The following is a 15,540-nucleotide window of genomic DNA, read 5'->3' as shown; positions in this document are numbered from 1 at the left end:
GTGACTCGTTAAACCTGACTGTGCATTGGCGCTCATAGCGCGATAATTCGACCAGGCGCGAGCTCACGGCGTCTCGACACATCTGAAAATTCATCTTGACCGCTTCCGCCCCATTACGGTCAGACAGTCAACACGGAATCATCGGCCTTTGGAAATCACGTCGACCATGTATTTATTCAGATCGCGAAAATCCTGAACGGTCCAGGAGTGCGGCGCCAGCCTTACGCCGTTCTCCTTCAAAGTTCTCGGAATCAGGTCCCCGTTCGGACGGAGTATTACCGACGAAACAATGACGCCTGGATAATCATGGAGTCGCTTTTTGAACGCGGCAGTTGTGAGGTCAGGCGTGGCAGGATTGCTTTTCTTGGCCAATGGCCCGGTGCCCTTGATGTCTGCGCCATGGCACATAGCGCATCTCTGTATATAGAGATTTTTACCATTGATGTCTTGCGATAAGGCTAGTGAAGGTTGAGTCAACACCAACGCTCCTAGCGAAGCGATGAAAAATTCACTTATTTTCATTGGTCTTGCCGTATCGCGCAGATTGCCGGGTCGAGAAGTATAAACCCGCAATCGCCGAATGGACGTCCCTGGCCGACTGCAGACAGTGTGGTCAGTCATTGATTCCAGGGTCGGCTTGCCCCAAGGGCCGTGGTCGGCAAAGATAGCTTGCTAAATCACGGCGTTCATATAAGTACGCATTCTCTGCATCCGATTTCCCACTGGCGAATCAAGTTTCGAGGACTGATGCGGGTTACGTGACCCACAGCGCACACGAACCGGTCCTTTTCCTTCAACCCACGAAAGGTCGAATCCGGGCCAGTCAAGTCGTGCTTTTCGGCTGCGGCGCGTAGAGCGCGACTACAAGGTACCAGGCATGCAACGGGCTTGCCTTCCAGTTCGAGTGATGCCGCCATCACAAACTAAAGACGTCCCGCGTATCGCGCTGATCACCGTAGGTGTTCATCTCACACCCCTCCTCGAAGACCTCTGGAGGAACGGAGAAGACTTGGACCAGATCAATGGAATCTCATCGTATTCAAGTCAGGGACGGCCCGACGTTGGGAGACTCGAAAACAGAACCGCGCCGCACGATGTCTTGTGTCCGTGGAACGCTGCATTCGCCCCCTCGACCTTGAAACTCCCATCGCCGTCAGCGATAACGACTTCGCCATGCTCAGGACATACGCAACGGTCACCGATACGCCCAACCGCACGCCCCATCACTTTGCTGTTCGGCGCGCCTGTTTCTACGGTTCCACCATGGCTATGCCGATCACCAACTCGAATAATCCCGCGCATGTTTTCGATACTCCTGAATGACGTCTATTTCGTCAGGATCGTGTCCATACATTCGCCGATAGAGGTCGAGCATTGTGTAATCGTCATTTTGCTCAGACGTGTGACACGCCCAAGCGTCGTTCTGGTCGTACGGGGGACGCAATCCTTTATACAACCCCATACCGATCAACACGACGCCTCCGGCAACCACGGCGAAAGGGACGGCGACACAACAATGAAATACCCACTCTATCCGGCCGATTGGCGTGAAGCTGACAACAAGAACAAATAAAGGGCCGAAATAAATCCCGCCTCCGATCGCAGCCACACCGCCAATCAACGAGTTCCGGTGACGACGCAGTCCACGAGTATTCAACGCACCGTCCCCCATAACACCTCAAGCTACACTAGTACGAGAAGCCTTGACCGCGCCATGCCGGGTAGTCGCCATCGAACCGCTTGCCCCACCACGGCAAATACGCGTCACCCTCACCAGCCGCTCGAAACCAGTTCTGGTCGGGGTCAATCGGTGTCAGCTTGCTCGGCGGCTTTACAACGAGCGCGACTGGATGGTCCGGATCTGTTGTACCGGCAACCAGCGTATCGCCGCCCAAGTGATTCGCGCGACCAATCGCCAACGCAATATCGGTAAGCGCCGAACCTGCGCCCATGTCACCCAGTACCGCGGCGGTATTGAATGTCTGCTTCATGTGGTCGTATTCAGGCAAACTCTCGGTCAGTGATTGGGACAATGATGCAAGGCGAGCCGACGCAGCATCGCCGCCCTGACCGGCATCGTGCACAATAAATTTGAGATCCGTGACACCGATTCCTGCATTCTTGGTCGCTTGCTCAATTGTTGCTTTCCAAGCTTGCACGGCACGCGAAGCGCCCACCTTCGCTTCAAACTCGCTTGCATCTCCAACTGCCGGGCGCGCAATCCACGCAAGCGGCTCACGCTCGGTTTTGAATTCCGGCCCAGTCAGAATGAGGAGCACCAAGTTCTCATTCATCTGCTCGTCTTTCGGCGGGAAGCTCGGCGCATCCCAGCTCATCACCCAAGCGCTCTTATCCGGATGATCTCGCAGATAGTCAAGCGCGGCACTCAAAGAAGTGAAGCTGGCATTCGGGCCACCCTGAGTAACTTGCACATCCGGAGGGGTATTTTTGCTCCATAAATCTTTGAACTCGGAGTTTCCGATATTAAATTCTGCAACAACACGCTCTCTAATATAGTCGTGAACTTGCACCTTATTTAATCGATCTGACACGGCAATTCCGACGCGTATGCCTGCCAGCTCCCTCCACATTTTCTTACTGTCTGGCTTCACCGTGTAGAAGTAATCCGGATTCGTCACATACTTTTCCCCAAATAACAAGACCATCTGATCGATGTATTTTTCAAAAAAACCTTCGACCGTTTCCTGTCCGCCGTTCCCATCAGCAACGATAGCGACAGGTTGAAGCGTACTAAAACTCTTTGGGTCCGTTCGCACCATGTCATCGTTTTTGTTCGGCTTTGCCAGACCCATGGTCCATAGCAGTTGCCACTCCGTCGGATAGTCGCGTCGCTGGAGCGGGTTAAGCCATGCCAGTCCGACCACCTGCGCCATAAAGGGCTTATCGGACGATGCGGGTACTCCAGAGATAACTGCTGGCGCCGTCGCCCCGATCTCGGGAACACGGTTCTTCCACCAAGCCGTCGTGAATGCCAGCATCATCGCGGCAACCAGCAACGGGAGCAGGACATAACGCTTCATCAACGATTCCGATGTGAGTGCTTCGGGTTGTGGTGCATTCGCGTGGTGCGACCAAATAAAAGTGGCAATCGCCACAACAATAAAGGTGAGAGCACTGATCATCAACCTTTTTCGCCACGTAAGAATCATCGCCCCCCTTAGAAATAGCCGTCTAGGATCATCCAGCCGTCACGCTCGTCAATAATTTTGTTTGACATCCTGGCCTCACCATCATGCGAAATCCACGTCCCCAACTTTTGCTTTCTCATGACGCCGTCCAAGAAGTACTCACCGTACTTTTGGCTTGGGTCGCTTTTCGCCAAACTCGCGTTAAATCTCCAATCAGCTTGGACGCGAAGAGTAGCCCAATCGTCATCCGACAATTTACAAACGCCAACTGCCACATCATACGCAAGCGCCTTCTCCGCATGCTTCGGATTGGTCATCGTGGTTGAGTGGTTGGTCGGGTTATTTTCCTCAGTCCCCTTCAGGTAGTCGGTCAGGATCTGCTGGTTCAGCGGCGCCAATCCACCTTGCTGTTGCGGGTCTTGCCACCCCGGCTCTTCCGTTTTCACCCGACCATCCTTATCCATAAAGCCCGTTGCGTTCAGTCGGCGAATCCGTTGCCGCACGATCGCATGATCTTCGTAGCGTTGCTCAGCCTCGGATTTCGCATCACCAAGCGCAGGGGCCTTCCCATTGTAGTTATCGAGTGCGTCGCCCGGCTTGCGGTCTTCAGGTTTTTTGGCCTGGCGAGCCGACGCGGGAGGATCGTAATACTCGTTGAAGTCGCTGACCGCATTCGGACCGTCCATTGTTTTGCATGCCTTACCGCCATATTGAATTGCCTGTGGTTTGAACGGCTCATCGAGCTTCGGCGCACTGATCGTCACCGACCAACCTTTCGGCGGATCGCCATTAACCTTGGTTTTGACGAATCTCAGCAGGGAAAACACCCCTGACCCGAGAACAAAGGTCGATAGAATGTTCGCTCTCTCGATGTTGGAATTGGCCGCCAACATGGTTCGCCGGAAACTAAATTTCGTGACCGGCGAGGGGGGGTACCAAAAACCGGGGGTCGCACCTTTCCCGTATCGCCAGTCGTCCTCCCAATACCGATAGACTGTTCGAGGACCAGGCGGCAGGCCCACGTAATAGCCGGAAGCGAAAACTCGCTGGGTCAGTACGTTCCCCACGCCAATATCTCGCAGTTCCCCGTCGCTCAGTCCACGCCACCCCATGCCCTGGACGGTCACCGCCGAAATTACCTGATCGTGCGGGCAGCAGTACAAGGTTACCCGGCCGTAGGTAGACCCGTTTAGCCCATGATGCTGGCGGTCCAATGCAGCCTGAAAAGGCTTGCCGCCACTCGGTGACGGGCGCGTATTCGCCATATGCTTGTCGATATACGCCGCATCCATGTCGAATGGCCGACGCTCGTGGATGATGCTGAGGAAGTTTCCCAATGTCGTGATGCGAGCCTGATAGGTTTCGCGCCCGCGTCTACCGTCCTTGTCGAGCGTGCCGCGCTGTGTCCATGAGTCGGCAGCGCGTCCACCAAAATCATCCGTCATGACGCTGTATGGCGGATTCGCCAGCACATACGTATCGGCTACACAGCGCCCAGTCTTTCCATTGACGTCGCTCACGTTCTGTAGCTGATCGCCGAGAAATGCGGCCAGTAGACCAACCATGTTGCCCTGGCTATGACACACGACCGTAATCGGCATGTCCGCCTGCTTTCTTCGGATTGATTCGATCAACTTTGCAAGGCGTAGTGCAGCCATCACACCGTAGTGCCGCGCCGGGGTCGAGTAGACTTCGCGTGCCGTTATCGCATTCAGACTCTGCACTCTGAGCCAGCCAAACAACCGATCGTTGACGCCTTCGTGATACATGTCGGGAAGGCTCGAACAGCCATTCGCAAACGGCCCGCCACCCCAGTAGTTCTGTTCGTTCAGAAAGACGTTGGCCCCGTACTCCTTCAATTCCTCCTTGTTTGCCTTATAGCCCCATCGGAAATGAATAACCGGAGAAAACGACGGCGTCGACTTTACATACGTTTTGGAAGTCATCTTTGGGTTGATAAACCCGTCTGGCGTCAAACTGTCGATGTATTGCGCCGGTGTAAGCTGCCCTCCCTCGACCCCCTTGTGGGCCATCTGATCGTCTAGCCGACCGAGTCGCCGATTGAGCCCTTTGCACAGCCCTTCTTCGGCGGGCTTAAACCACTCCCCCTCGGAATTGACGCCGTGTACAAAGATCACGACGCCAGGCAATGGTGGACGTTGAATTGCAAGCGCATCTCCGCCAGAAAACTTCGTGACGCCTTCGCCGCTCGCCACTTGAAAACGTTTGCCCGATGCGGCGCCGGATGCGGAAGTCGATGGATTAGCCATGAGGTTCTCTCGTTCCTACTCGGTCATTCTTTTTCGAAGAAGTTGAAAGTCAGCTTTTCGAACTGGTTTGTGTCGATCTGCGAAAGACGGCCGGCCGCATCAGTCTGCCCGGAAACAAAGCCACCAGACGATCGCTGAACTTCACCGACAAAGTCCGTCGAAGGTTGCCCGTCCGTCGCTCTCACCAGTTTCGGAACACGACTGAGCGGCGCGTGACTAAACGTCGGCAGGTCAGCGCTCATACTGGCCGGACCATCCCATGTGTGACCGGCAGATTTCACGATGAATTGTCCAGGGCATCCCAGTTCAACATTCGAACCATGCAGCTTCAGATACGCTCCCCCTGCGGTCGTGAAAACCACTTCATCTTTCGACATGCCAATCAACTTGCCGCCGGCAGCGGTAAACTGAATATTCTTGGCAGAGTCGATCAGCGTATCGTTGCCCTGGCTTTGCAACTTGACCTTCCCCTGGTTCGCAATTGCCGATACGTCGCCGCCCTGCGAAAACAGTGCCACGTCGTGCCCGGCATCCAGTTTGATCTTCTGACCAGCGGCGGTTTGGACGCTTTCCAGCGCAACAGTATCGACGTTCTTGCCCGCATGCGTAGCGACGGTTTTCGGTGTAACGACACCGACGCCGTCCGGTGAAGTGATCGCGACAGCCGCCGCGCTTCCACTGCCACCACTGCCCTGAGCAGCCCCACTGCTCGGCCAACTCTGAACGGCTCCAACGAGATCCTGATGCGGCGTAGTATCGGCCGCAATGCCTTCATGCTGCGCGGCGTAGTCGCCGAGGCTTTTGAACAGGTCGACGCACTCCTGCATCAATTGAAGGCACTCCTCGCGATCGAGTTGATGCCCGCTCGCCTTCAATTGCTGCCATGCCGAGATAAGAACGCCCTTGCCACCCCGAACCGAAGCGTTCGCATCAGTGCGGACCTCGATCCCTTCTCCGCGTGGATCGCCCTGCCCGTTGTCACGTGGCTTCGTCAGGAAGCCCCCATTGACCGCACTGGCAGCGTGATCACTGCCAAGATGCATGCTGATCTGTTGCGACGTATCGTCGAATTGAAGTTGGTTCGCACGCGCGCCCTTGATCTCGCGACTGACGATACCCGACAGTGCCCGATTACCCGGCAGGTCGCCCGTATGGTGGAATTGTGCGGGGATGTGCTTGCCGTTACTCAGCACGCCAATGATCACGAGGCGATCGGCCTCTCCCGCAACGGGCGCGAGCAGGACTTCCATCCCCTTTCGCAACGGCATCGATATACCGAACCGCTCACCGGCCCAAGCGGTCAACACGCGGATCGGCGGACTGTCGGACGCGGTTCCACTCGTGCCGGCGCCGCTCTGGTGGGTGTGGTACTCACTGTAGAGCCCCATGATCTGGACGGAAGGTCGCCCAAGTTCGTCGCACCATACCTCTTCGTCGCCCGGCGTCACGACAACGCCAGTCAGCAGGTGAGCATGTTGGCGATCCGTGTAGGGATCGTATTCAGGTTTGAGAGAAATCCGACGGCGCACACATGAGAAGCTGTTTTCGTAGCGCGTATCAGCCTGATCATCGACCGGACGGAAGGGCTTCCGAGCCGTGGGGCCGCGCTCGAAATTGTGACTCAGTTCGAAAAGCTGACCTGCCTGCTCATGCACGCCGGCCGGCAGGTTGTTCCAAACGCTATGATGAATCGCGATGATCGTGAAATCCCGCTCCTCCGGCGACTGCGCATCAAGATGCGCCAGGCCATCGATGCCAAGCCAGGAGCCAACCGCGAGATTTCGAATGTTGCTGGTGCAGTCGATCTGCTCGCCCTGCATGTCGTAGGCCAGCATGCGATTGGCCGTCAGACGATCGTGATCGGCGGATGAATGGCCGGCGCGCGGGATGTCGATCTGGATATCAGCCAACTCGCGCGCCAGGTCGTTGCCGGCCGCGCCTTGATCGATGCTTGCATCGCGCGCCGCTTCGTCCATCGCGGCCGACTGCAAATTCCAGGAGGAACGCCCAACGTGCCCCGACACAAGCGTGCGATGGGGTGCAAACAGGAAAACCGAGTCGCGCTGCTCGGTCGCGGCATCGCGCGGGTGATAGCGCACCCGTCCTGCCGGCGCTTGGGGAAGCCCGCTCGATCCATCGCAGAACACCAAGGTATGAATCGGTGATTCGCCATCACGATTGCCATGCTCTGACTGCTTTGCCGGCCCAGCCTTCACAAACATCGTGATGCCTTCACGGCGACAGAGGCGCTCAAGGAACGCACTGTCTGATTCATTTTCTTGCAGGATCAGGGATCGTGCAGGATAGGCCGACGAGTCAAGTCCTGACAGATCGAATTCGAAAACACGGGCAAACGCAGCGCTGCGCGTTCGCCATTCGCTCAATACGGTCGAGATCACGTACGGTGCGTTCTGATTCAGAAATTTGCGCGAACGCCGACCTCGGCGGTGCAATGAATATGCGTCCACGATGCTGAGCTGGTAGCACGTGAGTTCGCCGTTGGACTGCCCCGTCTTCATGCCGTCGAAAATGGCATTGATGGTGTGCTCGGCACCTTGGTCGGTTGTGACGCATACGGAGACGGGCAAACCGAGAAAGTCGCGGTGGTCCAGATCATCGGATGTCGACACACAGGTCAGCGTGCCAGCAACGCCGGACATCAACGCTTCGTCTATATCGGCATGCTGGAGATTCAGTAGCGGACCGAGTCGAGCCTGCAAGGCTCCAAAATTGAGGCGGACAGGACGGCGATTCGCGTCGATACCCGTAGCGAACGCCTGGAGTTTTTTCGCAAGGCTGAGTTGCATGTTGCGCCCTCTTTTAACGTCGTATTGTCCGGCGCAGCGGGCGCGTTATCGACTTGCGCTTGCATACCCCGTCTTGGACACGTCCAGCCGTAAGGCGATCGAACGCATCCACTTCCCTCTCGAACGCACGATTAAACCACGTCGTCTACTTTCAGTACCCTCAAGTTGCTACAGCGCCCCGCACCGAATGAGGAACGCTCTCAGAATAATAGAATCACAAACTCAAGGCTTGAATAATGGCCCTAATTTTTGTCAAGGCAGTTTGACAATTTTAACGATTAACAAAAATTTTCGAATTGAAGGCGGATGGTCACGGCAAGGCATCCGACACCGATATAAGCGGCGCCCCACCTCGATGGGCAACTGCAGTACATCACCAATACTCCGAAACCCATCAGTTTATTTCTTACTATTGCCCTGAGCATAGATGACAGAACTATCAGGTGCCTCGCCATCTATTATTTACTTTTCGGAACGTAATCTGACGCAGTTCAGCTCCACGAACACCAATAAAACAATCAATTTGGCGTGCCTATCGGGGACCGTGCATCGGTTCATGTGTGCGATTCACGGAAATCGCTTCACTTTTTAGCTCGCCCCCAACACGCGCCGGTGATGTTCGTCGAGGGTCTTATCGACGCACCATTCGCAGTGCCGAATTTGCTCTTTGTCGTCGACGCCCCCGGTTTGTCCCTCGACGCACACTTTTCGAGAATCTGGCCCGATGGGCCGTTCTCGATCATGTCTGGTGTGATCTCGATGTACGAGCCGCCGACATTCAAAATCATCCCCTTCTCCGCGCGCAGGACCAACCGTCTCGAAGCGCTCTCGATCGTGACATCCTGCTGCGCCAGCATCGTCAACGCGTCGTTCTGGGCCTCGATCTCGATGGGGCGATAGGCCGACGAATGCCTAGCGGTTGCACGTGCGTGCGAGATGCTCCGTTGCGCCAAATAGCAAGCGCTATCTGGCATGGTTGCCTCATCTTGCGTCAACGTGAGCCTGCAGGCCGGTGGGAATGGACTTGTCCGATACCTGCAACGCCAACTCCGCCGCTACGGCATCCGCCCCGGCTTTGATGAAGATGTCGAGGTCGGCCGTGGGCAGGAAGCGCTTCATGACGGCCTCCAGCTCGCCCTTCCCGGTATCGTCCAGGCTACGATTGCCGTTCGCGAGCCGCGCCACCGCCGCGCGATAGCACCCGATATAAGCACGCTGCGCGGCAATCATGGCGAGTGGCTCGCCGGCTGGGCCGTGGCCCGTATAGAACAGTGCGATGTCGCCGGACAAACGTTCGAGCGCATCGAGGCTGCGCAGCCAGTCCGCCGTATGGCCGTCGTTCATGAAGGAATGGACGCCGTTGAAAACCATGTCACCGACGAAGGCGACACGCCGCTGGCATCCCGCGGTCCAGACCGAATCCCAGTGCGATTCGCCCGGGCCAAACTCCCTGACCTCGAACGGCACGCCATCGAAATGCAGCACGTCGCCGTCGCGCACGAAGCGATTGGGGAAGGTGCGCCGTACCGGCCAATCGTCGCCGAACACCGACTGCCACTGGACGGCCTTGGCATCGTCGATACGGCGCATGGCCTCGTCGACGCCCCGCGTGGCGATGACCGGCACATTGTCGAAACCGCGAATCAGCTCGCCGACACCGTTGTAGTGATCCGGATGCCCGTGCGTGATCAGCACCGCGAGCAAGGGTTTGCGCAGCGCATCCAGCCGATCACGCACCTGGCGCGCATCCGATACGGTCATCATTGCGTCGATGGCCACGACACCGTTCGACAGCTCGACCAAGAACGCGTTGGTGAGAAAGGTACGCGCACCGGAGGTGCAGGTCACCACATTGATTTCCGGCTCCTTGAAACCCGTCATTCGAAGGCTCTCTCATTAAGCGAAATCCCGCGAGACGTGCGGGACAGCAGGTTGACATCAATTTGCCCGTCGAGCAGGGCTTCGTCCGGCAGTCGTTAAGTGGCATACGCCACGCACAATTGCCGCGAAGCAGTCGGCCTGCCAATTAACGACAAGTCGCAAAAAAGCCGCCGCATTTCTAATTGCACACAGACCGCTAAACCGCCTGACCGGAATATCCAAAACTGTGCCATACCCTGACACTTCGTCATACTACAAAGTCATTTAGCGTCAGGGTCGCTAACACAACCTGGACATGAAGCGATGAACGCCATATCTTCGCAACATGTCCAGACGCAAAATCAGCAATGTGCTATGGGCCGCACTGGAACCGCTACTCCCGGCTTTCACGCCGTCGCCCAAAGATGGTCGATGACCGCGCAGCGCCGAACGGCATCCAGTATGTGCTGCAAACCGGTATTCCATAGAAAAATTTGCCGAAAGTGCTTGGCTTCGATGGACGTTTTCATGCAGTTTGATGGAGAAATAATGGAGTCGAGATAAAAAATCAGCGATGCCGGTGTCGCTTTCCGGGCGCACACAATCTGTTACGACAATGGCGAACCTGAATTGGATTGGAGTGCTATCTTTCGCCGGCCTTTCGTTTAAAGGACTCGTTGAAACGAATCGGCAGCAACGCAAGAAACCAGACTTCAGATTGAGCACAAGGAAGAGCATTCGCATGTTGAAGAAGATCGCCTCCGCATTTATCGTCACCGCGGCTGCGGTAATTTCACTGCCGGCCGCGGCGGACAACTGGGACAACGCGCTCGGCGGTGCGCTGGGCGGCATCGCCGGCGCAACCGTCGGCGATGCACTGGGCGGCCGCACCGGCGCGGTGGTGGGCGGCGCGATCGGTGGTGGCGCCGGCGGCGCGATCGCGGCAAACCGCGACGAGCGCGACGGCGCAATCATTGGCGGTGCGCTCGGCGGCGGCGCGGGCACCGCGGCCGGCCATGCGATGGGCGGCCGCAACGGCGGGCTCCTGGGGGCCGCACTCGGCGGTGGCGGCGGCGCGGCACTGGGCGGCAACCTCGGCCGCAACGCGCGGGAGCGCGACGATGCACGGGACCGCGACAACATGCGCAAGATGCGTCGCAACAAGCATCGCGACGACGAGGCGTACTACGACCGCTACGCTTACTGAGCGGTTCGTTGACGCCTGGCGAACGCGCATGCGATGAAATGAAATGCACGTTCCGCCCGTCAGGTCACACGGTGCATTTTCGCTGTCTGCGCGCCCGCCGAGGTCGCGCAGACAGCATGCAGCGCTTCCGCCGAATTCACGCTTGCACTACGCCAGCCCGGGTAGCGTGTCGCCAGCAGCGCCATCGTGAACGCCGCCCCCCATTTCGACCACATCGGTCGCACACTTCGCTTCGGAATCCGTTCATCACGCACAGCACGACAATGCGTGCGGCCACGCCGAGCGCAATCTCGAGAAGCTCAGCGCCATTTCCGCCGAGGCGTGAGGAAATCGCTATCGCCGAGGACGCAACGCATTCAAGCAAAGTGAATCGCGCCGTGGTTTGGTGGAGACCACCGCGTCTGGCGCTTTGCCGCGCGAGCGGAGTGACTCATAGACATCGTTTCAACTGACATGACGCGATGCGCCAAGAAAGGCTTCACATCAGTCGGCCCGATCGTCGACTGAACAACCTATACGCCGCAAATGAGCAGTTCGGTCCCGGAAGCATTTACGCTGCCAAATAGCGTCTTGCAGGGGGGAGATGAGCATCGTGCAGGGAACCGTCCGGTCGACGCGGCTGAACTTCGCGGTAACGGTTGGCGGTGCGGGAACTGTACTATTTCCAAACGGGATATGCACATCCTCGGGCTTTAAGGCCGGTACCGCGCTCAATTATCTCTACGGCGAGCTCTGTTGGTAATCGCGCATTGCGGGCACCATGTTCCCGCACTTATATTTATCGGTCGAGATTCCCAGATATGACCGCGATGGCATTGCCAAGTCAATTTGGTCCGACGGCCCTGATACTCTTTCGATAAACACAGTCCACCACGAGCGGTCGCAAGCGCTCGCATGTCATCAATTGTCTGACGCAATTTTAGGCCTGCACATTGCCGACACCAGTGCCCGAGCCAAATCTGACTAGCTATTGCCACCCATTCGTGGCCCATCGCACAACGAAAAGGGTATTTCGCGGCTGAACCCACATACGCATCCGTCAAACAAACCCCTCCCTTTTCTCGGGCGGCCGCCTGCAGACGTGCCAATCCATTGGGATCCACCTGCCCGGAGGTGGTTAATTTTGCGCAACGACCACACCAAGTTCCCCGGAAGATATCGTTTGCCCTGGCCTCCCAACGATGCCCCTTCGCACATTCGAATCTATATAGACGACTTTCGATCGTATAGCTGGATGAAAGACATTTTCCGTCTCTCTCTTGTGCTTTAGCGTGAAGCCGGGCCAAACCATCCGAACAACAGCTTCGTCGCGTCCCGTCACTATGCGCGCAGATCGGACACCAACGCCCCTCACTGATCTTCCTTCCCTCCACGCTCCACTCGTGCCCCGCTGCGCAACGAATTTGGTAACGCGCAAATAATCCAACGAATGGACCACTCAGAAGCGTCCCCCCTCGCTCTGCCAATTTACCCAACCATCTATCACGAATATCTTCCTGCCGACAGAATATGCATACCGGTGCACCGCTACTTCGATAGAGCAAGGTCAATGCCACACGCTCAAAAACGTGCCCATGAGCGCAAGCGAACTGATGACGTGAATTGACACCCATCCACTCACTCGTCAAACATTGCCAACCATATTTAGCAACGCACTGTCGCAATCTCTCAAGCATGCTCCCTCACTTCGCCGTCACAATCCCGCCGCATTGGCGCCTGAATTTTCAGCAAACCATCTAAAATTTCAGAACGCCCGCAACCCTGCGCTTTATTCGGAATCATCTGATCCTGAGAATTTAGGTTGCAGCACCTTTCTGACAGCCCCAACACCACGCACAAGAATTCATCCACACTTGCACATCAGCGGCATCAACAAGTCATTGGGAATTCACACATGACCACAAATGAATAAAGCACACCATGCCGCCAAAACGCAGTGACGCAAATCGCTCAAAGCAATACGATAAATTCAGGCGACGTCATTTTTTACATGAGACACAGCGAACAGCAGAGTTCGCATCTACACGGGCACACTACCAACAGCTCATACGACAGGCAGTTATCAAAATCTGCAATTTGCCAGCGTTTCGCGATATTTATAATTCTCTAGCCTTGAATTCAGGCATCAAAAAAAGCGCCCGAGGGCGCTTTTTTCGGAACTGACTAGCCAGCCGTCACGCTTAGAAGCGGTGACGCAGGCCAACCGTTGCTGCGGTTTGGCTGACCTTCGAGCTCGGGAACGCGTTGATATCGCCGTTGTAGATCGACGAACCCAAGCCGGCGCCCTTCGTGCCACGCTGGTACACCGCCTGAGCGTAGACGTCCGTGCGCTTCGACAGGTAGTAGTCGGCTTGCACGCCGAACTGATTCCAGTGAGTGCTGTTGTTGTTCAGTTTCGCATTCGTGTACGTATAGGCAGCGCCCAAGCCGAGAGCCGGCGTCAGGTTGTACTTCGCGTTGATTTCATAGTTGTCAGCGCGCAGCGTACCCAGGCCGTTCGTCTGGTTGTCGAGGCGCGATTGCGTCCATGCCGCGCCGACTTGTGCCGGGCCGAATGCATATGCTGCTGCAACACCATACGTACGCGTGCGGCCCTGAATGCCGAAGGCGTTGCCGCTCGTATCGACGGACGGGTTCACCGCGCCCGACGTGGACAGGCCAGCGTTGTTCGCTTGCGAGTACGCCGCACCCACCTTCAGGCCTTGGTACTGGTACGACACGCCGGCGCTGTATGCACGGTTGTTGGCAAAGTTCGTGCTGTTCGAGAACGAGTACGTGCCGCCGAATTGCAGACCCGCGTAGTTCACGCTTGTGTACTTGATCGTATTGTTCAGCGCGACGTCGCCGTTCGTGCTCAGACGGTCATTGTTCAGCGGGTGCGCGAAGTACGTGCCGCCCCACGAACCCGTTGCCGTCAGCGGCGCCAGGTAGTCTTGCGTCGCGTCGTACTGCTTACCCAGCGTGACCGTGCCGTACTGGCTCGACAGGCCGACGAAAGCCTGGCGGTTGAACATGCCGCCGTTGCCGTTCGCAAACTTGCCGTTACCGATGTTGAAGCCGCTTTCCAACGTGAAGATTGCCTTCAGGCCGCCACCGAGATCTTCCGAGCCACGCAGGCCGAAACGGCTCTGGTCAATGCCCGAACCCATCGAAAAGCGCGACTTGCCTTGGCCGGATGCGGTCTGGACGTTGCTTTGGTAGGTGATGCCTGCGTCCAGCACGCCGTACAGCGTGACGCTGCTTTGCGCGTGAGCGACGGTAGCGAACGATGCGGCAACTGCTGCAACGATCAGAGTCTTGTTCATTCGTGGAGCTCCCTTCTAAAAAGAGGCAGGTCTCGCGACCTTGTTCATAAACGGTCTGCAACCGCCCGGAGGACCTTGTTCTGTTGGTCATGTCCGGACAGATGCCCGTTTGGGAATCGCGAGTGTAAGAGCGGAGAAAGCAACGACCCTCGCCACAAAGAAGAAATTATGTATTTCTATTTTCACAATATCAAACCAACGAAAATACATAAGCCACTGTTATTAAATGATTTTTTTGCGCACCCCCGTGAACATTCACACGGTATCTTTGCCGCAATTTTCTTATGCACAGGCCTTGACAGTAGCCAAAAAACTACGCCACACAATCTCAACATTTCTCGAGCCAACCAGATCGCTTGTTCGTGCCCAGATTGATCGGCTTCATCCCGACGTACTCCCTAGGCAACGGTTGATCCATCGTCTCGATAGTCCTGACCTCCTCAGCGGGACTAGGAACGCGAGGTAGTTCCGAAAAAACTCGAACCCACAACGACAGCGGCGCACCGCCGGGTAAATCGCGGTGATATAACGGGGACACGATGGACATCGATCCACCAAGTTCACTCGATGGACTGGACGAGTCTGCGTTTATGTAAACCTGGAACTGCAGCCACATCCATTTTTGTGCGACGGCCTGCGATACAATCAGATAAGGATTCCTAAAATGAATCGTGCTTCGCGACCACAAATACCGGGTAAGCGCCTTGGGTGGTGCCAAAATCTGGAGGCCTGAGCCGAGTTGAACGGTCGATACCTGGCGTACGAACCCCGGCGCGGGCAATGGCAAATTGCAGCGTCAAGACTACAACACGATCAACGAGCAGCAGAACGGCGGGCGTAATCCGTACTCCAATGAGGACTCGAACCTGGGCCCGAAGAAATGCGGGTGTGGGAAGGGTACGAAGGTCCAACAAGAAGAGGTCGTGAAAGAGGTTCCGGCGA

9 protein-coding genes and 1 pseudogene are annotated in these 15,540 nt (G+C 56.5%); 2 read left to right on the top strand and 8 right to left on the bottom strand.

From position 1 onward, the window contains the following. Positions 1-138: 138 nt before the first annotated feature. The 7 genes from G3N61_RS01315 to G3N61_RS01285 form a co-directional block, all read right to left on the bottom strand. The gene (locus G3N61_RS01315) at positions 139-522 is read right to left on the bottom strand and encodes a cytochrome c (protein WP_080741714.1); all 384 of its coding nucleotides are present in this window, start codon (positions 520-522) and stop codon (positions 139-141) included. A gap of 522 nt (positions 523-1,044) precedes the next feature. Further along, positions 1,045-1,302 (bottom strand): PAAR domain-containing protein, encoded by a 258-nt coding sequence (locus G3N61_RS01310; RefSeq protein WP_080741715.1) that lies wholly within the window; start codon positions 1,300-1,302, stop codon positions 1,045-1,047. Positions 1,303-1,688: 386 nt separating this feature from the next. Then, positions 1,689-3,143 carry a virulence factor gene (locus G3N61_RS01305; RefSeq protein ID WP_241017497.1) on the bottom strand — a complete coding sequence of 485 codons (1,455 nt, stop codon included), beginning with the start codon at positions 3,141-3,143 and terminating at the stop codon, positions 1,689-1,691. Between the two features lie 35 nt (positions 3,144-3,178). Then, positions 3,179-5,419, bottom strand: a complete 2,241-nt coding sequence (locus G3N61_RS01300; RefSeq protein ID WP_205821148.1) for a DUF3274 domain-containing protein — start codon at positions 5,417-5,419, stop codon at positions 3,179-3,181. A 23-nt stretch (positions 5,420-5,442) separates the two neighbouring features. Beyond that, complete coding sequence (locus G3N61_RS01295) at positions 5,443-8,226, bottom strand: type VI secretion system Vgr family protein (protein WP_205821147.1); 2,784 nt, start codon at positions 8,224-8,226, stop codon at positions 5,443-5,445. A gap of 581 nt (positions 8,227-8,807) precedes the next feature. Then, positions 8,808-9,200, bottom strand: a complete 393-nt coding sequence (locus G3N61_RS01290; protein WP_230624445.1) for a DUF2345 domain-containing protein — start codon at positions 9,198-9,200, stop codon at positions 8,808-8,810. 7 nt (positions 9,201-9,207) lie between these two features. Then, a complete protein-coding gene (locus tag G3N61_RS01285; RefSeq protein ID WP_205821146.1) occupies positions 9,208-10,107 on the bottom strand; it encodes an MBL fold metallo-hydrolase in 900 nt (299 codons plus the stop codon). Positions 10,108-10,432: 325 nt separating this feature from the next. On the opposite strand from G3N61_RS01285, the pseudogene G3N61_RS39355 reads away from it, so the two are divergent. Continuing rightward, positions 10,433-10,571, top strand: a pseudogene (locus G3N61_RS39355) (IS5/IS1182 family transposase); the annotation flags it as partial. A gap of 257 nt (positions 10,572-10,828) precedes the next feature. Further along, positions 10,829-11,293, top strand: a complete 465-nt coding sequence (locus G3N61_RS01280; RefSeq protein ID WP_043186102.1) for a glycine zipper domain-containing protein — start codon at positions 10,829-10,831, stop codon at positions 11,291-11,293. A 2,180-nt stretch (positions 11,294-13,473) separates the two neighbouring features. Here G3N61_RS01280 and G3N61_RS01275 read toward each other — a convergent pair. Further along, positions 13,474-14,598, bottom strand: a complete 1,125-nt coding sequence (locus G3N61_RS01275) for a porin (protein WP_043186104.1) — start codon at positions 14,596-14,598, stop codon at positions 13,474-13,476. Positions 14,599-15,540: the final 942 nt, after the last annotated feature.

Origin of the sequence: Burkholderia sp. Ac-20349, assembly GCF_017104865.1 — a bacterium.
In the GTDB taxonomy this organism is placed as follows: domain Bacteria; phylum Pseudomonadota; class Gammaproteobacteria; order Burkholderiales; family Burkholderiaceae; genus Burkholderia; species Burkholderia aenigmatica.
This window is presented reverse-complemented; position numbering and strand designations above follow the sequence as displayed.